Source organism: Thalassovita litoralis, assembly GCF_900182725.1.
Lineage (GTDB): Bacteria > Pseudomonadota > Alphaproteobacteria > Rhodobacterales > Rhodobacteraceae > Thalassobius > Thalassobius litoralis.
Genome location: NZ_FXTO01000005.1, coordinates 92,980 through 117,043 on the forward strand (window position 1 = coordinate 92,980; position 24,064 = coordinate 117,043).

17 protein-coding genes are annotated in these 24,064 nt (G+C 60.2%); 6 read left to right on the top strand and 11 right to left on the bottom strand.

Annotated features, from left to right (window positions below; genetic code table 11):
- Window positions 1-597, top strand: a complete 597-nt coding sequence (gene scpB / locus FN828_RS06310; protein WP_142492561.1) for an SMC-Scp complex subunit ScpB — start codon at window positions 1-3, stop codon at window positions 595-597.
- Here scpB and FN828_RS06315 read toward each other — a convergent pair.
- From FN828_RS06315 to FN828_RS06355, 9 genes are all read right to left on the bottom strand, one after another.
- A complete protein-coding gene (locus FN828_RS06315; protein ID WP_142492562.1) occupies window positions 581-3,664 on the bottom strand; it encodes an efflux RND transporter permease subunit in 3,084 nt (1,027 codons plus the stop codon). The genes scpB and FN828_RS06315 overlap by 17 nt on opposite strands.
- Window positions 3,661-4,761: an efflux RND transporter periplasmic adaptor subunit gene (locus FN828_RS06320; protein WP_142492563.1), complete on the bottom strand. Its 1,101-nt coding sequence runs from the start codon at window positions 4,759-4,761 to the stop codon at window positions 3,661-3,663. The genes FN828_RS06315 and FN828_RS06320 overlap by 4 nt, the downstream gene beginning before the upstream one ends.
- A 173-nt stretch (window positions 4,762-4,934) precedes the next feature.
- The gene (locus tag FN828_RS06325; protein ID WP_142492564.1) at window positions 4,935-6,329 is read right to left on the bottom strand and encodes an amidase family protein; all 1,395 of its coding nucleotides are present in this window, start codon (window positions 6,327-6,329) and stop codon (window positions 4,935-4,937) included.
- Between the two features lie 21 nt (window positions 6,330-6,350).
- Window positions 6,351-7,250, bottom strand: coding sequence for a 2-hydroxyacid dehydrogenase (locus FN828_RS06330; protein ID WP_142492565.1), 900 nt, complete (start codon window positions 7,248-7,250; stop codon window positions 6,351-6,353).
- Entirely contained in the window at window positions 7,247-8,869 is a 1,623-nt protein-coding gene (locus FN828_RS06335) for an ABC transporter ATP-binding protein (protein WP_142492566.1), read from the bottom strand. The genes FN828_RS06330 and FN828_RS06335 overlap by 4 nt, the downstream gene beginning before the upstream one ends.
- Window positions 8,866-9,699, bottom strand: coding sequence for an ABC transporter permease (locus tag FN828_RS06340; RefSeq protein WP_142492567.1), 834 nt, complete (start codon window positions 9,697-9,699; stop codon window positions 8,866-8,868). Before FN828_RS06340 ends, FN828_RS06335 begins: the two co-directional genes overlap by 4 nt.
- A gap of 1 nt (window position 9,700) precedes the next feature.
- Window positions 9,701-10,678 carry an ABC transporter permease gene (locus FN828_RS06345; protein ID WP_142492568.1) on the bottom strand — a complete coding sequence of 326 codons (978 nt, stop codon included), beginning with the start codon at window positions 10,676-10,678 and terminating at the stop codon, window positions 9,701-9,703.
- A gap of 75 nt (window positions 10,679-10,753) precedes the next feature.
- A complete protein-coding gene (locus FN828_RS06350; RefSeq protein ID WP_142492569.1) occupies window positions 10,754-12,301 on the bottom strand; it encodes an ABC transporter substrate-binding protein in 1,548 nt (515 codons plus the stop codon).
- 65 nt (window positions 12,302-12,366) lie between these two features.
- Window positions 12,367-13,137: a class II aldolase/adducin family protein gene (locus FN828_RS06355; protein WP_142492570.1), complete on the bottom strand. Its 771-nt coding sequence runs from the start codon at window positions 13,135-13,137 to the stop codon at window positions 12,367-12,369.
- Window positions 13,138-13,263: 126 nt separating this feature from the next.
- Between FN828_RS06355 and FN828_RS06360 the strand changes: the two genes are divergently transcribed.
- From FN828_RS06360 to FN828_RS06380, 5 genes are all read left to right on the top strand, one after another.
- Window positions 13,264-13,965 carry a GntR family transcriptional regulator gene (locus FN828_RS06360; protein WP_142492571.1) on the top strand — a complete coding sequence of 234 codons (702 nt, stop codon included), beginning with the start codon at window positions 13,264-13,266 and terminating at the stop codon, window positions 13,963-13,965.
- On the top strand, window positions 13,962-14,987 hold the full coding sequence (locus FN828_RS06365) for a histone deacetylase family protein (protein ID WP_142492572.1): 1,026 nt from the start codon (window positions 13,962-13,964) through the stop codon (window positions 14,985-14,987). Before FN828_RS06360 ends, FN828_RS06365 begins: the two co-directional genes overlap by 4 nt.
- 2 nt (window positions 14,988-14,989) lie before the next feature.
- On the top strand, window positions 14,990-16,276 hold the full coding sequence (locus FN828_RS06370; RefSeq protein ID WP_142492573.1) for an ArgE/DapE family deacylase: 1,287 nt from the start codon (window positions 14,990-14,992) through the stop codon (window positions 16,274-16,276).
- 105 nt (window positions 16,277-16,381) lie between these two features.
- Window positions 16,382-17,764: an aspartate aminotransferase family protein gene (locus FN828_RS06375; protein WP_142492574.1), complete on the top strand. Its 1,383-nt coding sequence runs from the start codon at window positions 16,382-16,384 to the stop codon at window positions 17,762-17,764.
- A gap of 275 nt (window positions 17,765-18,039) precedes the next feature.
- On the top strand, window positions 18,040-21,282 hold the full coding sequence (locus tag FN828_RS06380) for an acetyl-CoA carboxylase family protein (RefSeq protein WP_142492575.1): 3,243 nt from the start codon (window positions 18,040-18,042) through the stop codon (window positions 21,280-21,282).
- Between the two features lie 107 nt (window positions 21,283-21,389).
- On the opposite strand, the gene FN828_RS06385 is transcribed toward FN828_RS06380, so the two are convergent.
- Both FN828_RS06385 and FN828_RS06390 read right to left on the bottom strand, forming a co-directional pair.
- Window positions 21,390-22,226, bottom strand: coding sequence for a heparin lyase I family protein (locus tag FN828_RS06385; RefSeq protein WP_142492576.1), 837 nt, complete (start codon window positions 22,224-22,226; stop codon window positions 21,390-21,392).
- Window positions 22,227-22,313: 87 nt separating this feature from the next.
- A complete protein-coding gene (locus tag FN828_RS06390) occupies window positions 22,314-23,996 on the bottom strand; it encodes a capsular polysaccharide synthesis protein (RefSeq protein ID WP_142492577.1) in 1,683 nt (560 codons plus the stop codon).
- Between the last annotated feature and the right edge of the window lie 68 nt (window positions 23,997-24,064).

Sequence of the window (24,064 nt, forward strand, 5' to 3'; positions counted from 1 at the left end):
ATGTCGCCCGAATTTGACCGTGACTTGGCCGACCTGCCCCCAGACCAGCGCTGGCGTGAATGGCTGAACCGGATCGAGGCCGTGCTGTTCGCCAGCGCCACCCCGGTTTCGCGGGATGATTTGGCCCGCGTTGTCGGGGCAGGGGTTGCCATTGATCTGTTGATGGACGATCTGGCGGCCAGCCTGTCCATGCGCCCCTATGAATTGGCACAGGTCGCGGGTGGTTGGGTGTTGCGGACCCGCCCGGCCTATGCCCCGGTGATCCGGGCGGCGGCGGATGCGGGGGGGCAGCAATTGGACCTGAACCGGTTCGATATGGTGGTGTTGGCGGCGATTGCCTATCACCAGCCAATCACCCGCGACGGGCTGAAAGACATCTTTGGCAAGGACATCAGCCGCGATCTGATCGGGCGATTGCATCAGCAAAACCTGATTGCCACCGGACCCCGCAGCCCCCGGCGTGGGGCGCCTTATACCTTTGTCACGACGACGCATTTCCTGCTGGTCTTCGGGTTGGAAAGCCTGCGGGATTTGCCCGATGCCGAACAATTGCAGGATGCCGGGCTGGGGGGCGCGGCGATTACTCTGCCAGGCTAAGTTCGCGTTCCAATGCCTTTTCCACCGCCCCGCGCGGTTTGGTGAACCGTGCCAGCAGATCATACAGTACTGGCGTCACCACAAGCATCAGCGCCACAGACATTGCCAGCCCTGCAATGATCACCGTCCCGATGGCATAGCGGCTTTCGGCCCCGGCCCCCGACGCCATCACCAAGGGCAAGGCCCCCAGAATGGTAGACAGCACCGTCATCATGATGGGGCGCAACCGCAGGACAGACGACAGGATGACCGCCTCGCGCACGGATTTGCCTTCGTCCCGCAACTGGTTGGCAAATTCCACGATCAGGATGCCATTTTTCGCCACCAGCCCGATCAACAGGATAATCCCGATCTGGCTGTAGACGTTCAGTGACAGACCAGCCGCCGCCATTGCATAAATCGCCCCCGCCACCCCGGCAGGCACCGTCAGCAGGATAATAACCGGGTGCATGAAACTTTCAAATTGGGCCGCCAGCACCAGAAACACGATTAGCAACGCCATAGCGAACACCGCATTCGCCCCGGCTGATGTGTCCTTGAATGTTTGTGACTGACCTTCAAACCCCAGCTTTCCGCCTGCCGGGATCACCTCGGCGGCGGTTTGTTCCAATTCGGCCAACACACTGCCCAGATCGGCCCCAGGTGCCAGTGCCCCGGACAGTTGGATCGAGGGTAGCCGGTCAAACCGCCGCAAGGATGGCGCAGCAGCGTTTTCCCGTACTGTCACCAAAGCCCCCAGCGGCACCAAAGTCTGCCCATCGCCTGACCGGATGTAAATGTTATCAATATCCGATGGCGATTGCCGATCATATGCTTCGGCCTGCAAGATCACCGGATATTCCCGCCCCCGGCTGATAAAGGTGGTCGCCTGCCGTGACGCCAGCATGACCTGCATGGCGGCGGCAATCGTATCAACGGAAATGCCCAGATCTTCGGTTCTTTCGCGGTCGATCTGGACTTCGAGCTGGGGCAGGTTTTGTTCAAAATTGATCTCGGGGTTTACCAAGCCTTCGATCTGCTCGGCCCGTGCCAAAAGGGTGGTGGACCAGTCCTTTACGCTGTCGAAATCCGGGCCGCTGACCACCACCCGAACCGGGGTAGAGTTGCCGCGCAGCCCCAACCCCGCCGGGGTGATCGGAAAGCCGCGCGCCGTTGTGATCTGGCTCATGTGGGGGGCAATCGCGCGGGCCACCTCGGCGGCGGACATGTCGCGCTGTTCCCACGGCGATAGCCGGAACACCACAAAGGACCGCCATGCCCGGTTGCCCCAGCCGGTAAAGGTGAACACGGTTTCAATCACGCCTTCATCCCGCAGCGGTTGCAGGATTTGTTCCACCTGCTGCGCTGCGCGGTCGGTATAGTCCACCGTGCTGCCCTGTGGTGCGGTCAGCGGAATGAAGCCCACGCCGCGATCTTCGCGCGGGGCCAGTTCACGCGGCAGCGAACCGTAAAACAGCCCGGCCCCCGCCGTCACCGCCCCGGCGACGATCAGCACCACCAGCGGCATTCCCAGCGCCCCCCGCAGCAATCCGGCATAGGCCCGCTGCACCGGCCCGCGCGGGCCGTCGCCTTCTTCGGGAACAACGCCTTGCCCACGGGCCAGCACCTTGGACGCCAGCGCGGGGCAGGCGGTCAGCGCGACAAAGGTGGAAATCGCCACCGTTCCGGCCATCACCCAACCGAATTCGATGAACAACCGCCCCACCTGTCCGGGCATAAAGGACAGCGGCACAAAGACCGCGATCAGCGTGACAGATGTAGCCAGCACTGCAAACGTCACCTGCCGCGCCCCTTTCAGCGCGGCCACCAGCGGGGTTTCCCCGTTTTCAATCCGGCGCTGGATGTTTTCCAGCACCACGATTGCATCATCCACCACCAGCCCGATGGCAAGCAACAGCGCCAGCAAGGTCAGCGTGTTTAGCGAAAATCCCCATGCCCCGATCAGCACAAAGGCCCCGATCAGCGACACGGGGATCGTGATTGCCGGGATCAGCGTAGCCCGGAACGAGCGCAGGAACAGCAGGATCACCAGCACCACCAGCGCCAGCGAAATGACCAGCGCGTTCACGACCTCTTGGATGGAGGCGCCGACGAACAGCGCATCATCCGATCCGATCTGAATTTCCATGCCTTCGGGCAGGGTGGGGTTGATCTTGGCCACTTCGGCCCGCACGGCATCGGAAATTTGCAACGTGTTGGACTGGCTTTGGCGCTGGATCGCCACGCCCACCGCATCGCGCCCGTCACTGCGCACAATGGTGGAATCGTCCGCTACGCCCGGTTCGACCCGCGCCACATCTCCCAGCCGCACCGGATAGCCCGCCACCCGATCCAGCACCACATCGCGGAAATCGTCCAGCGTTTGCAGGCGGCTGTTCAGGCGCACGGTAAGCTGGCGGTCGGTCGATGTGACCTCGCCCGCGGGCAGTTCCACGTTGTTGCGCCGCAGCGCGGTTTCCACATCCGCCACCGTCAGTTTACGCGCTGCCAGCGCCCGACGGTCCAGCCAGATCCGCACGGCAAAGGACCGTTCCCCGTAAATCCGCAGATTGGCCACCCCGTCCAGCGTGGCCAGACGGTCCGCGATGAAGCGGTCGATGTAATCGGTGATTTCTGCCGTCGTCATCCGGTCCGACACCACGGCCAGCCGCATCACGGGATCGGCGTCTGCGTCGCTTTTTTCCACTTCGGGGGAATCCGCCTCCTCGGGCAGGTCGTCGCGGATACGGCCCACCGCATCGCGCACGTCATTGGCGGCCACATCCACATCGCGCCCGGCCTCGAATTCAATCGTGACGCGGGACCGGCCCTGACGGCTTTCGGAACTGATGGACCTGATGCCGGAAATCGACGCCACCGCGCCTTCGACGGTTTCGGTGATGTCGGTGTCGATTACCTCGGGCGCGGCCCCGCGATAGGTCGTCGTGACAGTGACAACCGCGTTATCCACATCCGGCAATTCGCGCACCGGAATATCCCGTAACGCAGTAATCCCGAACACGATCAGCAACAGGTTTGCCACGGCTGCCAGAACCGGGCGACGGACGGAAATATCCGAAAGCGTCATGATTGATCCCCAGCCGTGGAAGCCCCGTTGCCAATCGGCTTTAGCAGTTCGATGGCCCCGCCGTTACGGACCCGATGCAGCCCGCGCACGATGACCGAGGCCCCTTCGGTTAGCCCGTCCAGAACCGCCACCATGCCATCCTGCCGCTGGCCGGTTTTGACCGTCACCCGCCGCGCCACGTTGTTTTCGGCCACAAACACATAGGTTTCCGCTGCCTGAAAGATAATCGCCTCTTCCGGCACCACGATATGATCCGTCTGCGACAGCGTCAGTTCCAGCGACATGAACATCCCCGCAGGCAGCACCCCGTCCGAATTGGGAATGATGGCCCGCGTGCGGAATGATCGGCTGACCGGATCAATGTAACTGTCCACCGCTTCGATCTGCCCGGCGAACACCCGCCCCGGAAAAGCCGCGCCTGTGGCGCTGACAGTCTGGCCGGGGCTGACGCGGGCAAACAGGGTTTCGGGCAGGGCAAATTCCACCTCGATTTCGGTCAGATCGTCCAGCCGCGTGATCACCGTTCCGGCTGTGACGCTGGCGCCGTGGTCCACCTCGGGCAGGGCCACCGTTCCACCAAACGGCGCGCGGATCGAACGATCCGAAAGCCGCCGCACAGCGCGATCGTATTGGGCCTGTGCCTCGGCAAAGCGGGCGGTTGCTTCTTCGACGGATGCGGCGGATACGGCGCTGGAATCGCGCAATTGGTTCACCCGGTCCAACATACGCTTGCGTTCGGTCAGGCGGGCCTGTGCCTCGGCCAGATCGGCGCGGGCAATCGTGTCATCCAACTGTACCAGAACGGCGCCGGTTTCCACATGCTGACCGGCCCGGAACAGGATTTCGATCACCCGCCCGCTGGCTTCGGGGACGATATTCACCGATTGGCGGGCGCGGGTGGTGCCGATGGCTTCGATGGTTTCGCTGAGCGTCCGGCGTTCGGCCCGTGCCAGTTCCACGATTGCGGTGCCGCCCCCCTTGGCGGCTGGTTTCGCCTCTGTGCTTTCGGCGGCCATGTAGCGTTGATACCCTTCGTATCCGCCATACCCAAGCGCGGCCAGAACGATCAGGGTCAAAAACTGTTTCCAAAGGGGCATGTGGGTCGCTTTGCGGATCAGGGTCAAGGTTGCGCAGAAAAGTAAGACACGCCGCAGTAATAGCAACGCAAACTTTCATTTCGCACGTGAATTATCTGTTATCTTTCGGGCAAATAACCCGCCGTGCCTGCGCCCCTGATCCTGTGTCATGCCCCGCCGGAACGGGATTGCCCCTAGAACGGCATTTCGGGGAACCCGAAACCGGCCTCCAACAGTTCTGCGGCATCCAGACAAATATCTTCGCGCCACGGCGCCGTGACAAGCTGCACACCGCTGGGAATATTGTTCTGTATCCCGCTGCTGACGGAAATCGCAGGCAGGCCCAACAGCGGAATGGCGATCTGCGGCAGTTGCGATTCCCACAGCCGTGTCAGGGTTTCGGATCCTTCCAGATCCTCGTCTTTCTTGAACGGTAATTCGGCGCAAACCGGCATCAGCACCACCGGATAATCCATCAGGAACCGCCGCCATGCCCGCACAAGGGCCGAGCGCCGAATGAACAGTTTCCCGAATTTATCCGCATCCATCGCTGCCGCCCGATCCGCGTAATGCGTCAACAAGGCAAGAGCGCCGGGATCGTTTTCCGCCGTGGCGGTGGCCATCTTGTCGGCATGGCCGTCCGACAGCCACAGGTCAATCTGTAGCTCTACACCTTCGCGGATTTCCGGCACCTCGGTCGGGGTTTCCACGGTCCAGCCTGCTTTGCGGAACATGTCAGCGGCGCGGTTCAGATCGTCCACAATACGCGGATCGGTCTTGATCCCGCCGGGGTGGGTGATCAACGCCACCCGCCGCACATAGGACGGCCCCACCAACGGCACCGGGGCGCTCCAGGGATCATCGGGGTGGTAGCCGGACATGCATTCCAGCGCCAGCCGCAGGTCATCGACCCGCCGCGCCAACGGGCCGGATACTGCCATGATTTGCGGCCCAACGCCCCGGTCGCCGCTGGACGCATTGAACATCGGAATCCGCCCCGGCGTGGGCCGCAAGCCCTGCACCCCGCAGACATAAGCCGGATAGCGCACGGACCCGGCAATATCGGTGCCATGCCCGACATGACCAAACCCGCTGGCCACCGCCGCCCCGGCCCCGCCAGACGATCCGCCCGGTGTCAGGTCTGGGTTATGCGGGTTGAGTGTGGTGCCGTGAATCTGGTTTGACGTGAACCAGCGATAGGAAAACGCGGGCGTATTGGTGCGCCCGATCACGATGGCATCCTGTTGCCGCATATTGGCCAAAAACGGGCTGTCTTGTGTGGCGATCACATCCTTGGCCAGCGTGGTGCCGTTCGTGGTGGGGTATCCGGTCTGATCCGAGATCACCTTGATCGTCACCGGCACCCCGGCCATATCCCCCACGCTGTCGCCCGCCGCAATCCGTTTGTCCAGCGCCGCCGCTTCGGCCATAGCGTCATCGCCGCAGTCCTGCACGATAGCGTTGATCGGGCCGTTATACTTGGCGACCCGGTCCAGCACATCGCGCGTGACTTGAACGGCGCTCAGGCGGGTTTCGCGGATTTGCTGCGCCAGTTCGCGGGCAGACAGGGTGTTGGGATCGGTCGACATTGGGTTGGCTTTCTTGCTGGTTTAACTGGCCTGAAGGCCTTGGATTTGCTGACAGATACAGCGCACCACATCGGCAGGCTCAGGGACGCTGGCGATATGAGGCGTGATCATGACATTGGGATGGGACCATAGCGGGTGGTCTTTTGGCAATGGTTCGGTTTCAAACACATCCAGCGATGCGCCGGACATGTGGCCGCTGTCCAAGGCGGCGATCAACGCGTCTTCGTTCACCTGCCCGCCACGCCCCAGATGGATCAGCGCCGCCCCTTGCGGCAGTTTGGACAGGAACGCCCCGTCAATCAGCCCCTTGGTGTCCGGGGTCAGGGGCAGCACGTTAATCAGGATGTCGCTTTGTGCCAGAAACTGATCCAGCGATCCCGTGCTATAGTGGGTCACACCCGGTTCCGGTGTTTCTGGGACCGATCGGGCATAGGCGGACACAGGATAATCCAGCGCCAGCAAGGCCCGCGCAATGCCGCGCCCCATATAGCCATATCCCAAAATGCCGACCCGGCGTTGTTTTGGGGAAAACCCGGTCAATCGCCGTTTCCACTGGTGGTCCCGCTGGTCGCGCACATAATCGGCCATGCGGCGATGATGCCACAGGGCATGAAAGACCGCGAAACCGGCCATTTGCGCGGCCTGATCGGGAACCTGAACCCGGAACACCGGCAGGCCAGACGGCAGCGACGGACAGCGTTCAATCGCATCGGTTCCGGCCCCCACGGAAAACACCGCCCGCAGGTTCGGATAGCGGGCGAAGGCCGTATCCTCGGGCTGAAAGGTGATCATCACCTCTACTTGATCCGGGTCGGTGATCTGGTCAGGTGTCCGCAAATCCAATTGCGGATTCATTTCCGTGAAATACGCCCCATACCGACCCAGAATATCTACATATTGGCACGTCGCGACCCCAATCATGCCGTTGCCACCGCGTCCCGCTGCCAGTCCGCGCCGGGCACTGCGGCAAGTAGCTGCCGGGTATAGGCCTGTTTCGGTGACTGGAAAATTTCATGCACGGTGCCGATTTCCACCAGTTTACCCTTTTGCATCACGGCAATCCGGTCGCACAACTGTGCCGCCACCCGCAGATCGTGGGTGATAAACAGGATCGACAGGTCCAGCCGACTGCGCAGATCGCGCAGCAGGTCCAGCACTTGCGCCTGAATAGACACGTCCAGCGCCGAAACCGCCTCGTCCGCGACGATCAGTTCTGGGTCCATCGCCAGCGCCCGCGCGATGCCGATCCGCTGCCGCTGGCCGCCGGAAAATTCATGCGGATAGCGGTTGGCCGCATCCGCGCCCAGCCCCACCACTTCCAGCAGTTCACGCGCGCGGGCTTCGGCCTTGTCGCGGGGGATACCACGGGTGATCGGGCCGCCGGTGATGGCGCTGATGATCTTTTGCCGCGGATTGAGCGAGGCATAAGGATCCTGAAACACCATCTGAACCTTGTGGCGCTCCTTGCGCAGCTCTTCCTCGGACAGGGCGGCGATGTCGACACCGCCCACCAGCACTTGCCCGCTGTCGGGTGTTACCAGCCGCACCGCCGTGCGCCCCAGCGTGGATTTGCCGGACCCGGATTCACCGACCAGCCCCAGCACCTCGCCGCGTGCGACGCTTAGCGATACGTTATCGACCGCGTGAACCTCGCGCACGGGTTTGAACAGCCCGCCGCCAGTGCGATAGGTTTTGCGCAAAGATTTGATTTCCAGCGCAGGCACCGTTCCCAAGGCCCGCGCCGCTGGCAGTTTCCCGGTGGGGATCGCATCCAGCAACCGCTGCGTATAAGGGTGTTTGGGTGTCACCAGCACCTCTTGCGCGGCGCCGCTTTCGACCATCTTGCCTTCTTGCATGACGATCACCTGATCCGCGATTTCCGCCACCACGCCAAAATCATGGGTGATGAACATCACGGCCATGCCATGCTGTTCGCGCAGATCAAGGATCAGCTTCAGGATTTGCGCCTGTGTCGTCACATCCAGCGCGGTTGTGGGTTCATCAGCAATCAGCAGCTTGGGTTCCAACGCCAGCGCCATTGCAATCATTGCCCGTTGCCGCTGCCCGCCGGACAATTGGAATGGATAGGCGCGGATGATCTTTTCGGGGTCGGGCAGGCCGACCTCTTGGATCAGGGCCAGCGCCCGTTTGCGCCGTTCCGGGGCGGTCAGACGGTTATGGGCGGCGAATACCTCGGCGATTTGATCGCCAATCCGCATCAGCGGATTCAGCGCCGTCATCGGTTCCTGAAAAATCATCGCCATGCGTTCGCCGCGCATCGCCTGTTTTTCCGTTTCGGGCAGCGTCAGTACATCCTGACCTTCGAACACGGCCTTGCCGCCCTTGACGGTTACACCGGGGGGTAACAGCCCCATCAGCGCGTTTGCCGTCATGGATTTACCAGACCCGGATTCCCCGACCACACACAGGATTTTTCCCTTTTCGATGGCGAAGCTCAGGTTCTGGACCGCAAAGTCCCGGTCCGCGCCTTCGGGCAGGCCAATCGACAGGTTTTCAATGGACAATGCTGGCTGTGTCATGCGCGTCCCTTCCGGCTTAGGTGCGGGTTCAGGGCATCGTTCAGGCCTTCGCCGATCAGGTTCAGCGCCAGCACGGTCAGCACGATGGCAATCCCCGGAAAGAAGCTAAGCCACCATGACGTGCGGATCACCGTGCGCGCCGCCCCGATCATATAGCCCCAGGACATCGCGTTGGGATCGCCCAGCCCAAGGAAGGACAAGGAGCTTTCCAGCAGGATCGCAGTCGCCACCATAAGCGAGGCCATGACGATGATCGGCGATACCGTATTGGGCAATACCTGTGTCATCAGGATTTTGGGGCGTGACAGCCCCGCCAGACGCGCGGCATCCACGAATTCGCGCTTGCGCACCGACATGACCTCGGCCCGGACCAGACGGGCAACGGGGGGCCAGCTAACGATGGCAATCGCCAGCGTGATCGACGCCAGAGAGGGTTCAAAAATCGCCACCAGCACGATCGCCAGCGCAAAGTTGGGGATGGTCTGGAAAAATTCGGTAAAGCGCATGGCGCCTTCGTCCACCCAGTTGCCGTAAAACCCGGCCACAGCCCCCAGCGGTACGCCAATCAACAGCGCCACGATGGTGGATACCAGCCCGACCAGCAGCGACACCTGCGCCCCATAGGCCAGTTGCGCGGCCACATTGCGGCCTAGCGTATCCGTTCCCAGCGGCAACCCATCCACCGACATGGGCGGCAGGAACGGGCGCTGCACCATCTGCCACGGCCCATGAGGGTAAATCAGCGGGGCGCAGAGTGCGATCAGGATCACGGCCAGCAGAATGCCCACACCGATCATAGCCCCAATATTGGTTCTGAATCTTTTCCACATATCAGGCGGTCGCTCCGATGCGGGGGTCCACGATCCGGTAAACGATGTCGGTGACGATGTTGAACAGGATCACCATCGCGGCCGAAACCAGAAAGACCCCCAGAATTGTGTTGTAATCACGCGCGGCAAGGCTTTCGAACATCAGCCGCCCAATGCCGGGCCATGCGAATACGGTTTCTGTCAGTACGGCCCCGCCCACCAGTTGCCCGGCCTGAAGCCCGGCCAGCGTTACCACCGGCAGGATCGCGTTGCGCAGAATATGCCGCCGCCGGATGGCCGGACCTGACAGGCCTTTGGCCTTGGCGGTTTTGACGAAATCCAATTGGCTGACCTCTAGCATCGAGGCGCGGGTCATCCGCATGTAAACCGCCATGAAAAACAGCCCCAGCGTCAGCGCGGGTAAAATCAGGTGGGCCAGAATATCCAGCACCCGGTCCAGCCCGGTCAGCCCGGCCCCGACGGTTTCGTATCCAAAGCCGGGCAACCAGCCCAGCCAGACGGAAAACACCAGCACCGCCATCAGCGCCAGCCAATACAGGGGCGTGGCATAAAACAGCAGCGCCAGCGTGGTCAGCGCGGAATCCGACAGTTTTCCAACCCGCGCGGCAGCGGCCACCCCCAGCGCAATGCCACAGACCAATGAAATTCCGAATGCCGTCAGCGTCAGCAGCAGCGTTGCGGGCAGCCGGTCCAGAATAAGCTGTGAAACCGGCGCATCCTGACGGAAGGAATAGCCCAAATCCAGTTGCACGATCCCCCCGACATATTTCCCAAGCTGCACATAGAAGGGCTGATCCAGCCCGAACCTTTCGCGCAACTGTTCAATCATCTTTTCATCGGCGGCTCCGGCTTCGCCTGCCAGCACCACGGCGGGATCACCCGGCGCAGCATGAAGCAGGAAAAAGTTCAGAACGGCGATGGCCAGCAATGTCAGCGCGGCTTTGGCCAAGCGCCACAATATGGCGGTAAGTATCGACATACGCCTTAGCTTCCCCAAGTCTTGAATGGTGGTCCGGCCCGCGCAACAGACGGGCGGGCCGGTCGCATGACTGCGTTACTTCTTGATCCAGGCGTTGCGCGGACCATCGTTGATCCCGATGCCCGTGGTCACAAGATCCTGCACGTTGCAGCGATAGATGGTCGGGAATTCCAATTCCTGCATCCACGCCACGGCGACATCATCCACGATTTCCTTTTGGATTTCGGTATAAAGCGCCATGCGGTCTTCGGGTTTGACCAGCGTCGCGGCGTTGGCCCATTTGGCGTCCAGTTCGGGGTTGTTATACCCTTCGACGTTGTTCCACGGGCTGCCCTTTTTGATGCGGTCGGCGGTATAGTTGCGCGACACACCCAAGGCCGGATCGCCGTACTGGTACAGATAGGTAAAGGCCATATCGTAATCCCAGTTGGCGGTCTTTTCGTTCCAGCCCGCCACGTCGGTGCTGTCGATATCGACCTTGATGCCCACCTCGGTCAGGTTTTGACGCACGGCTTCGGCCCAGCGTTGCCATGTTTCGCCATAGGGTAGGGGCAGCAGACGCACCGGGGTGCCGTCATATCCCATTTCCGCCAGCAGCGCCTTGGCCTTTGCAGGGTCGTGGTTGTAGATCGTCACATCGTCCGAATAGAAATTGGTCCGCGACGATACCGGGCCGGTGGCAACCTTGCCGTAGCCGTTCCAAACCACGTCTTTCATGAATTCGCGGTTCATCGCGTACATGACAGCCTGACGGAACCGTTTGTCAGCGGTCGGGCCTTCGCGGTTGTTCAGCCACATCCATGCGTGCGGGGCAAAGAATTCCCAGCCCTTGCCGGTGGTGCAAACATTGTCCATCCCTGCCAGACGCGGAATATCCCAGTTTTCCACTGAACCGCCGGGCAGAACGTCCACTTCGCCGGTTTCAAACGCCACCGCGCGGGCGGCGGCATCGGGGATCACGCGGTAAAACACCTCGTCCAGATGGGGCAGGCCGTCGACATAGTAATCTTCGTTCTTCACCAGATGGATATAGCTGCCTTTTTCCCACTTATCGAACTTGAACGGGCCGGTGCCGATGGGGGTGGCATTCGCCGGGTTATTGGCGAAATCGGTGCCTTCGTAGATATGTTTGGGGACAATCGGCATGGTGCCGGTTTCAAAGGCGTTGATGAAGGGGCCGAAAGGCTCTTTCAATGTAAAGACCACGGTGTTGGCATCCGGGGCTTCGATCGTGTCGACATAGGCCAAAGAGGCCCGCAAACGCGCGTGGGTTTCACGCAGGAACACATCGGCCGAGAACACAACGTCAGCGGCGGTGAAGGGCGCACCGTCATGCCATTTCACGCCTTCGTTCAGATGGAAGGTATAGACCAGACCGTCGTCCGAGATTTCCCAGCTTTTCGCCAGGCTGGGTTGCGGTTCCAGATCGGTGTTGTAACGCAGCAGGCTTTCATAGATGTCGCCCGCAACCATCTGTGTCGGACCGTTCTGCACAAGGCCCAGCATCAGCCCCGGCGGTTCGGGTTGCACGACGATGTCCAGCCGTCCCCCGCTGTCTTGTGCAAATGCGGGCGCTGCCAGCGCAGCCGCCACCAGAATCGTTGTTGCTTTTAGATATCGCATAACTTCCCTGTCTTTTTTCTGTGGTTGGCAAGAATGCTCCGGTTGAACCCGGAAACGTTGGTCTTTTATCCAAGATAATCCGGGGCAACGGCGTCCAGCCGACGCAGCAGCGCTGCCCATTCAGGATCGGATTGGTTGCCCAATTCCATCGCGTCATAAGCGGACTGATATTGGCGCGCGGTATGTTCGGCCACGTCATCCGACAACACGACAGGGGTCAGCCCCATGCCCAAGGCGGCGACCTGTGCCTTGCAGGATCGTTCCAGATTAATCGCCAGCTTGAACGCCTCGGCCACGGATCGGCCCAGAACCAGCGTACCATGATTGCGTAGCATCATCACGAAACGATTGCCCAGATCGGCCACGATCCGTTCGCGTTCTTCCAGATTCAGCGCGATCCCTTCGTAGTCGTGAAACGCGATCCGGTCAAAAAACTGGGCTGACCATTGGTTCAGCGGCAAAATCCCTTCTTTCACCGAAGATACCGCAACACCGGCCACCGTATGCGTATGCAACACGCAAACCGCATCGTGCCGGGCCATGTGAACCGCCGAATGGATCGTAAATCCCGCCGCGTTCACACCCGCGCCATAAGGATCGTCGATCACGGCGCCGGTTTCATCGACTGTCACCAGATTGGCGGCTGTCACCTCGTCGAACCGCAGACCAAAGGGGTTCAGCAGGAACCGCTTTTCCCCGTTGGGGCCATCGGGAAGCCGCGCTGAAATATGCGTATAGATCCCGTCGTCCATGCCTTCCAACGCAATCAGCCGATAGGCGGCTGCCAGATCACGCCGGATTTCAAGGACGGACTGTGGTACTGTGCCGTCGGGCATATCACTCACTCCTGTTCTCGCAGGTCCAAGGTAAGACGAGTCGCCCCCAAGACGTCAAGTAAATTGTCGACAATCGGCAAAACTACAATTACGCTGACCAAAGTTTACCCATTTTCGGACCTGCGAATGGACAAGGAAATCAGCATCTCTGGATTTGCACCGATTGGCCGCGAGGGGCTTGTTGAGCGCGTTGCTGCGTTGCTCAGCAAGGCAATTATCGGCGGGCAACTGGCACCGGGGGCGCGGCTGTCAGAATCGGTGATTGCCCGCGATCTGGGTGTCAGCCGCGCCCCCGTCCGCGAGGCGGCCCGCCTGCTGGAAAGCTCGGGTTTGGTGACCTATGCGCCTAATCGCGGATTTTTTGTGCGACAGGTTTCGGCCGACGCGCTGGACAACCTGTATGAGCTGCGGATCGTCATCGAAACCGCCGCCATTCGCCGGGCGATCCGCAACAGGGACCATGCGGTGATCGACACGCTGGCCCGGCAGATTGATGAACTGTACCGCGTCGCGGGCGACGGGTCTGATATGCTGACGCAGGTCACGGCAGATATGGAATTCCACCGCCTGCTTTGTGCCGGGTCCGGCAACCCGAAATTCCTGAACGTTTTCGAGCAAATCGCGGTCGAAACGGAATTTTCGATCATGGTGGTGGGCCATCTGTATGACGATGCCCACCGGATTGCGGAAACCCATATCCCCATTCTGGATGCAATTCGGGATTGGGACGAACAGCGGGCCGTAGATGCGCTGGATTATCACATCTCGGAAGCGCGGATTTTGGTCACGCGCAGTTTCAGACAGTTGGAAGAAGAGCAAACCAAATGAAATGTTTTTACGCCGCTGAAACAGAAGCGCACGATCCGATTTTCCGGCTGACGCATGGGAAAATCCAGCGCAATGCCGAACAGGCAGAACGTGCAAAACTGCTGCTGGCCGGGTTGGAACAGCTTTCGCTGCCTGTCACCGCCCCACCCGAAGCCCCCATTTCCGCGCTTCAGGCCGTGCATACGCCGGAATTCCTGACGTTTCTGGAAACCGCATGGGATGAATGGCAAAAGCTGCCTGATCCCGGCCCCGAGGTTGTGCCGAATGTTATCCCGCAGCGCGAACATGCAACCTATCCTGCGGGGATCGTTGCGCAGGCCGGGTGGCATATGGGGGATACGTCTGCGCCGATTGGTCCGCACAGTTGGCAGGCCACCCGCCGGGCCGCCGATTGCGCTATCGCCGCCGCTGATGCGGTGCTGTCGGGGGAACGCGCCGCTTATGCGCTGTGCCGCCCGCCGGGGCACCACACCAGCGCCGACATTGCCGCCGGGCATTGCCTGATGAATGGATCGGCCTTGGCCGCTGCACGGTTGCGCGATGGGTTCGACCGGGTTGCTACGCTGGATATCGACGTGCATCACGGCAACGGAACGCAGGCGATTTTCTATGATCGGGACGATGTTCTGACCGTTTCCATTCATGCCGATCCGGCCAGCTATTACCCGTTTTTTGTGGGACATGCCCATGAAACAGGCATCGGGGCAGGGCAAGGGTATAACCTGAATATGCCCATGCCGCGCAGCACCACTGATGACGCCTGGATTGCTTCTATCGAAACGGCGCTGGCGCGGATTGCCGATTTCAAACCCGGTGCCCTGATGCTGAGCCTTGGTCTGGATGCCCATGAAAAAGACCCGCTGATGGGGATGCAAATCAGCTTTGACGGGTTCCGCCGCGCCGGGCAACTGATCGCGGCAGCCGGTTATCCGACAGTGCTGGTACAAGAAGGCGGTTATTTGTCGCCTGATTTAACCACGTCGCTTGTATCGTTCCTAAGTGGGTTTCTGGGCAGGGGTTGAAGATGACGACATTATCCACCGAATTGACGCAACAAATCCTTGCCGCTGTTGAGGCCGGGTTCGAGGATCAGATTGCCTTTACCGAGCAATTGACGCGCTTTCCGTCCCTGCGCGGGCAGGAACATACTGCGCAGGATTTCCTGTTTCAGGAATTGAAAGCGCGTGGATATACGATGGACCGCTGGGCCATTGATGTGAATGACATCTGCCACCACCCCGGCTTTTCGCCGGTCACGGTGGATTATTCCAATGCTATCAATGTGGTCGGTGCCATGCGCCCGGCCAATGAAACCGGGCGTTCGCTGATCCTGAACGGGCATGTGGATGTTGTGCCGACGGGACCAGACAGCATGTGGACCACGCCGTCGTTTGAACCCCGGCGGGATGGTGATTGGCTGTATGGGCGCGGGGTGGCGGATATGAAGGCCGGGCTGGCTGCCAATATCTTCGCGGTCGAGGCGCTGAAATCGCTGGGATACCGCCCCGCCGCCACCCTGTACCAGCAATCCGTGGTCGAGGAGGAATGCACAGGCAACGGGGCTTTGGCCTGTTTGCAGCGTGGCTATCGTGCCGATGCGGCAATCATCCCCGAACCCGAAGACGACATGCTGGTGCGCGCCAATGTCGGCGTGATCTGGTTCCGTGTCCGCGTCGAAGGATTGCCGGTTCACGTCCGCGAAGCAGGCAGCGGCGCCAACGCGATCGAGGCCGCCTATGCGCTGATTCAGGGGTTGCGCGAACTGGAAGCGGACTGGAACACCCGCAAGCACGATCACCGCTATTTCGAGGATCTGGAGCATCCGATTAATTTCAACGTCGGCAAAATCGAAGGCGGGGATTGGGCATCGTCCGTTCCGGCGTGGTGCGAATTCGATTGCCGCATTGCAATCTATCCCGGCGTTCATGCGCAGGACGCCGCGAATGAGATCGAAAATCACCTGCGGCGTGTGTCGGATGGCATTCCGTTTCTGGCCAATAATCCGCCGCAGATCACCTTTAACGGGTTTTTCGCCGAAGGTTACGTTCTGGAAGAAGGCACCGAGGCCGAGGAAACGCTGGCCCGTGCCCATTTGTCCAGCTACGCCAAACCATTGGAAAGCTTCGTGACCCCCGGTTATCTGGATGGCCGCGTTTTCGTGATTTACGGGGAAACCCCCTGTCTGGTCTATGGTCCCTATTCCGAAGGGATTCACGGATTTGACGAACGGGTGAAACTGTCCTCGGTCAAACGTGTGACCGGCACGATTGCCTTGTTTATCGCCGAATGGTGCGGGCTAGAGCCGATCTGACCCGCTTCTTGCTATCCTTTGCGTATCGTCATTGCGTATGGCGATTGTACCCCCTAGGATTTGATCAAAACTAACGAACCTCAAGTCTGACTAACGGAGCGACCCATGAACGAACGTCCGAATTCCCTGCACGCCTCGGATATCGCGCATTCCATGCACCCTTATACCAACATGCGCGCGCACGAGGAAAAAGGGCCGATGATCATGACACGCGGCGATGGTATCCGCGTGTATGATATTGATGGCAAAGAATATATCGAAGCACTGGCCGGGCTGTGGTCTGTTGCGGTTGGCTTTTCGGAAACCCGTCTGGCCGATGTCGCCTATGAGCAGCTGAAAAAACTGCCCTATTACCACAGCTTCGCCCACAAGGCACACGAGCCGTCGATTCGTCTGGCTGAAAAGCTGGTGGAAATGACCCCCGAAGGGCTGAACCGCGTGTTCTTTACCAACTCGGGGTCCGAAGCGAATGACACCGTGATTAAAATGGTGTGGTTCCTGAATAACGCGCTTGGCCGGACCGGGAAAAAGAAATTCCTGTCCCGCAACAAGGCATATCACGGGATCACCATCGCGTCCGGGTCGCTGACTGGCCTGCCCGCGAACCACAAGGATTTTGACCTTCCGGCCATCCCTGTCACCCACCTGACCACGCCGCATTATTGGCGCTTTGCCAACGAAGGCGAAACCGAGGCGGAATTTACCGCCCGCCTGTTGAAGGAACTGGAAGACACGATCGAAGCCGAAGGCGCGGACACCATCGCCGCCTTTATCGGGGAACCTGTGATGGGGGCCGGGGGCGTGATGGTCCCGCCCGAAGGCTACTGGCCGGGTGTTGCGGAAATCTGCCGCAAGAATGACATCCTGCTTGTCTCGGACGAGGTGATTAACGGGTTTGGCCGTCTGGGCACGCCCTTTGGCTGCGAAAAATTCGGCTTCACCCCGGATATTCTGGTGACATCGAAGCAGCTAACCTCGTCCTACATGCCGCTGGCGGCGATCATGGTGTCGGACGAAGTGTATAACACCATCGCGGACCATACTGCGAAGCTGGGCACCTTTGGTCACGGTTTCACCGGGTCGGGGCATCCGGTTGCCTGTGCCGTGGGTCTGGAAAACCTGAACATCATCGAAGAACAGGATTTGATGGGCAATGCCGCGCGTCTGGAAAAACCATTCCAGGACGGGCTGCGCAAATTCGCCGATCACCCGCTGGTGGGCGAAGTCCGCGGCGTTGGCCTGATTGCCGGTGTTGAGCTGGTCAAAGATAAAGCCACCAAAGAAGCCTTTGCCCCCGCCGGGTCGATGGCTGCCAAAGTGGCCGCCTTGGCCGCCGAAGAAGGGCTGATCTGCCGCAATGTTTACGAAACCGTGGCCCTGTGTCCGCCGCTGATCCTGACCGAGGCAGACGTGACGGAAATCCACGCTCGCCTTGGCCGTGCCTTGGATCGTGCGCTGGAATGGGCAAAGGCCGAAGGTCTGGTCTGATACACCGCACCCCGACAGACAGCAAAGGCGCCCGCATTCCGGGCGCTTTTTTGTTTGGATCGCGGTTGATGACAGGGATGGGATGCTGGCGGTTTGGCGTCGCTATCTGCGCTCTGGCCAGAAACGGTTTGCTCTTGCGTCTGTTATCTCGGTAAACATTAGCTACGATAACTAACGGCAGGCAGACTTGGGGTATCCCACCGTCGGGGAGGACGGATTGCCGAAGGTGAACATAACCGCGCAGCCATGCTGCGGCGGGCAGGGGGGAAATAGGGGTGATAAACAGGCTTTTGATTGCGAACCGGGGGGAAATTGCCATCCGGGTGGCCCGGACTGCGCGGGCTTTGGGGATCGAAACGGTTGGCATTCACACGGCGGACGATGCCGGGTCTTTGCATGTAAAGCACATGGATCAGGTGCATCTGCTGCCGCAGGCCGGGGTTGCGGGCTATCTGGATGTGGGGGCTATCGTGGCGCTGGCGGCGGAAACCGGATGTGACGCGCTGCACCCCGGTTATGGGTTGCTGAGCGAACGTGCCGATCTGGCGCGGGCATGTCAGGATCGCGGCATTTCCTTTGTTGGGCCATCGGCGGATACGCTGGCAATGCAGGGTGACAAAGTATCGGCTCGCGCGCTTGCGCAAAAGCTGAACGTGCCGGTCATTCAGGGATTTCCCCCGCTGGCGGATGCCGCCGCGGCCCGCGCGGCCTTTGACGCGCTGGGGGGGAAGCCGCTGATACTGAAGGCGGTGAATGGTGGCGGCGGGCGCGGGATGCGGGTTGTCGACAGCGCCGACAAAATCGCTGCCGCATTCGATCAATGCCGCGCCGAAGCCTTGGCCGCCTTTGGCGATGACGCGGTCTATGCGGAACAATTCCTGCCCTCGGTCCGCCATATCGAGGTGCAGATCATCGGCGACGGCCAAACCGTGACCCATCTGTGGGAACGCGATTGTTCCGTCCAGCGCCGCAATCAAAAAGTGATCGAACTGGCCCCCGCGCCGGGGCTGGACCCGCAGACGCGGAACGCCCTGTTGGAGGCTGCCGTGCAGATCGGCAAAGCCACAGGTTACAGCGGTTTGGGGACGGTTGAATTTTTGGTGGAAACCGATGCCCAAGGCGGCAGCGGGTTCTATTTCATCGAAACCAACCCGCGCATTCAGGTGGAACACACCATCACTGAAGAAATCACCGGGCTGGATCTGGTGGAACTGCAATTGCGTATCGCTGCGGGGGAAACGCTGGCCGATCTGGGGCTGACCACACCGCCCGCCCCGGTGGGCAGTGCCGTGCAGTTGCGTCTCAATACCGAGGTTTTCAATGCCGATGGGCAGGTCGTGCCGACAGGCGGGACGCTGACGGCCTTTGCCCCGCCCTCGGGGCCGGGGGTGCGGATTGATGGGTATGGGTATTCCGGTTATCGCACCAATCCCAATTTCGATTCCCTGCTGGCAAAGCTGATCGTGCATGACCGTTCGGGCGATCTGGGGCGGCTGCTGCGCAAGGCGGAAACGGCGCTGTCAGAATTCCATATCGCTGGGGTTCAGACGAATATGTCCGTTCTGCGCCGCCTTCTGGCGCTGCCGGAACTGGCGGATTGGTCCGTCAATGTTCGCAGCCTGGATGGGCATCTGCGGGACATGCTGACCCCGGATAATGGCCCCGCGCGGTTCTTTGATACGGCGGCGGATACGGCGGGGACTGCCGCGGATACCGTGCGTATTCCCGATGGGGCCGCCGCCTTGCGCGCACCGATGCAGGCCTCGGTCCATGCGATACAGGTGGCCGAAGGGGATCACATCACCAAGGGGCAGGAAATCGCCATTATCGAAGCGATGAAAATGCAGCATGTGATCGTGGCCAACGCCAGTGGCATCGTCCTGTCCCTGCCTGTTTGTGTGGGCGATGTGGTGGATGCTGACGGTGTGTTGGTGATCTACAGCCCCGTCGATGCGGTGGACGCGGTGGAGATCACCGAAGAAACCCCCGATCCCGATCATATCCGCGCCGATCTGGCGCTGTTGAATGACCGCGTGGCCCGCACGCTGGACGACAACCGCCCCCGCGCGGTGCAGCGTCGCCGCGATCGGGATCAGCGCACCACCCGCGAAAACATCGCGGACCTGTGCGAAGGCGGCGATTTCCACGAATACGGCCAGTTGTTGCTGGCCGCGCAGCGCCGCAAACACGGGCTGGAAAAGCTGCTGGACCTGTCCCCCGCCGATGGCATCGTGACCGGGGTAGGGCAGGTGAACGCGGATCGGTTCCGCCCGGACCGGGCGCAGGTGGCGATCCTGGCCTATGATTCAACCGTGATGGCAGGCACACAGGGGTTCATGGGTCACATGAAAACCGACCGTATGCTAGAGGTCGCCCGACATCAGGGCCTTGCCTCGATCTTCCTGACCGAAGGCGGTGGGGGGCGGCCCAATGACGACGATTTCGCCCATATCATCCAGTCCGGGCTGACTGTGACCACGTTTAGCGAATATGCCCGGCTACAGGGGTGGGGGCCGAAAATCGCGGTCAATTCCGGCTATTGCTTTGCCGGGAATGCGGCGCTGTTTGGCACTGGCGATATTCGGATCGCTACCCGCAATAGCTGGATCGGGCTGGCAGGTCCGGCGATGATCGAAGCAGGCGGGTTGGGCGCGTTCCACCCCACCGAGATCGGCCCCGCCCCGATGCACGCGGAAACCGGGCTGGTGGATATTCTGGCCGAAGATGATGAACAGGCCATGCAACTGGCGCGGCAGGCTCTGTCCTATTTTCAGGGGGATCTGGCGGATTGGTCTGCATCAGATCAGCGATTGTTGCGCCACGCGATCCCCGAAAACCGGAAGCGTTCGTACCTGATCCGCCCGGTGATTGAAGCGTTGGCCGACACGGGCAGTTTTCTGGAACTGGGCGCGGGTCATGCCGCCGGGATCATCACCGGGTTCCTGCGGATCGAAGGGCGGGCCATGGCCGTGATCGCCAATAATCCGCAACATCTGGGCGGGGCGCTGGACGCCGCCGCCTCGGCCAAGGCGGCGCGGTTCCTGAACCTGTGTTCGCAATTCCAGATGCCGGTTCTGTCCCTGTGTGACACCCCCGGTTTCATGGTTGGCCCCGAAAGCGAAACCCAAGGGGCGGTGGCGACGGCAACCGATTTCATCGGGGCAGGTGCGCGTCTGAATGCCCCGCTGTTTTTCGTGTGCCTGCGCAAAGGATACGGCATCGGGGCGCAGGCGATGGCGGGCGGCAGCTTCAAAGACCCGGTTTTCACGATCTCTTGGCCCACCGGCGAATTCGGCGCGATGGGGCTAGAGGGCGGCGTGCGCCTTGGCTATCGCAAGGAAATCGAAGCCCAGCCCACCGAAGAGGCAAAACAGGCGCTTTATGATCAACTGGTTGCCAATGCCTATGATCTGGGCCGTGGGATCAACGTCGCGTCCTTGAACGAGATCGACGCGGTGATCGACCCGGCCGACACCCGAAGCTGGATCGCCAAAGGCATGCGGATGCACGCCAGATAAGGGAATATTGCTGACGCTTAGGGGGCTTCGGTTCTGCTTTGGGATCGGAGTCCCATAATCTGTCTTATGTTAACAAAATATTAATAATCGCCAGATCAGGCCACCCATCAATCCTTGGCTGGCAGCCCAGATTTGGCCCGCAGGCGCGTATCTACATCTTCCCGCGATTGCCCCACAAGAAACTCATCGTAATACGCCACCATTGTCGGCTTCGGGGTCTTTCCCTTCAGCTTATCCCAGCGTTTTGTGAACGAAACGAAAATCCCCCTGCGATGGTTCGGGCCGGGATACAGCCGGGTTGACGTGGTCGCGACCAGCGGCCCCTTGTAATCGCATTTTAGGTATCCGTTCACCCAGATACGCAGATACCCATCGGATTGAGTGGAAAAGTTTGTATTCACAACGAAATCGGTCCAACGGCCCGTGGTCGCATTCAATCCGATCAAACTACAGACGTGACCATGACGCTGTGCTTTTCCCCAGCCTTTCGCGCGGGCCATGTCATCTAACTGAACCTCAATTGCTTTGCGCCCGCCGTGATATGTCAGCTTGAAGATTGGCAAGTTATCACCGCCCATCTTCCATTGACCCATCACCGGCATCAGGTTCACATTGTCAGGGAATGCAGGAATGCTTTCGTTATAAAAGCTCCATCCATACCAAATATCCTGCCCAACCCGCGCCTGTGTTTGTGATTTAGAAAGCCGGATTTCGCTTCTATAGCGTGGTGCGCGACAGTCTGATCCCCCACAGTCACCGTTGCGGACCTCAAACCGTTCGGCAACCCGTCCACGGCGCACGGGTTCGCCGGAATTGGTATAGCGAAACCCGTGTTTATGCGGGGTTTCATTTAACTGATACCCACGCGGGGCGCTGTCCGCCGCAGCAGGCATGACCAGACCCATGCAAATAGAAAACACCAAAATCGGCAGTATGGAAAACATCGGCAAAGCTATATCTCCTGTAAATATTAACTCCCAAGATACATAAAAATGATGCTGTGCAAAGATTAAGTGCGGTCTGTGTAAACCTTACAGCCCATTCACCCAGCCGCGCAGAAATCCCAGACTGCGGCGTGCGGCTGTTTCTGCCCCCATTCGCAAGCACCGCCTGTCTGCCGCTGTTTGTTGGTTCAGCAGCCCGATCACATCTGATACTTGCGAAATGGTGGCCTGATCTGTGCCTAAGATCGACAATCCCGGTATGTCCCCCAGCAGGGCTGTCAATTTCCCGCCCCCGCGTATTTGATCCAGCACGACACAGGGAATTTCATGCAGGATTGCAAAGATTGCCCCATGAAACCGCGAGGTGATCAGGATGTCACAATCTACCAACTGACGTTCAATCCCATCTGCCCCCAGCCCGGACCGGACCAGATGCGTTTCGATTTCCACGATTTCATAGTCCCGGTCCCCGGCAATTTTTTGAATAATCGCCCGACCTAAGGTTTCTGTTTCCTGTGCCAGCGCGTTTTGTGCGCCGTATTCAATTTGCGCCCCGCGCAGGCACAACCCAATGCGCAGCCGGTTTCGGGGTTCGGTGCGAGGTCGGCGTTGGGGGGCCAGGGCTGCTATATCACCGAACCTGACGGGGCCGCCTTCGCGGGCGATAAGGTAATCAAAGGGCTGCCAGTGCCGTGGATTATCCGGTGCTAAGATTGACACCCCGCACCCGCATTTTGGAATGTTGCGGAATTTGGCGATGATCGGTGTCAGCACCTCATGCTGTGCCAATATGGGGCCGCAGACGAAAACCAACCCGTCAATCGCATCGGGGGACACGGTGCGCCAGTCTTGTAGGGGCACGCCGGGAATATCCAGCGCAACGCTGCTGGACACCACAACGTCATGCCCTGCGGCAACCAATGCGGTCGCCGCCGCCTCGGCGCTGCGCTGATCCCCCAAGGTGCCATGCCCAGCTTCGGAACCGTACCATGTCAGCAGAATACGCTTGCGGGTTTGCTGATCTGGCGCTGTTCGGTAGATTGCGGGATAGCGGTTGGCACGGGCCAGCAACCTGTGAAACAGCGCCCCCTGCCCGCCGGTATCCTGCTGCTTATGGGACAGCTTCGTGACAGGAACGGGCGGGACTATCAAATCCGCAATATCCTGCTGTGTTGGCTGGACTGACAACCGATCAGAGTCTGGCCCGAAATGCAGATTATTCGCCGCGCCGATCTTGGGCATTCGCGCGCAGATGGCGGAAATGTCCCCGTTTTCCGACAGCATGTCGCCAAATAGGGTATGCACCCAGAAATAGTTATCGGCTTGCGCCCGGTCAGACCAATAGGCATCACAGCGCCGGGACCATTCCGAAATCACCTCTCCTTGTGGTTCGCTGACCAGAAACCAGCTTGCGATGGGTCGCCCTGCCCCCGGTTGCCAAAAGGCAAAAAAACCGGCCCCCAGAACCTCGGGCAGCCACAGGTCCAGCGGTTGATTGGGCAAGGTCGTCGCATCCACCCATACGCCCCCGTATCGGCGTAACAGTTCCAACCGCAACCGATCGCTTTTTGCAGCCCAGCTTGCCGGGGACTGACGGACCCATTGGCACAGGTCCGCAGGCAGAAACCGATCCAAGCTTGCGTTATCCAGCGGTGTCAGGGTCCAGTTTGGGTTGCACGCCGCCCATGCGCGCCGTGATATTTGCGCGACAGGCGGGGCATTGTCCCACCCCTGCGCCCAATAGGTCCAGATAACCCGAGGCAACCCCATGAATATGTCCCTTCAAACACTTCGATAACTGTAATCTGAAATTTGGAACATGACCGGGGGCAGTCATC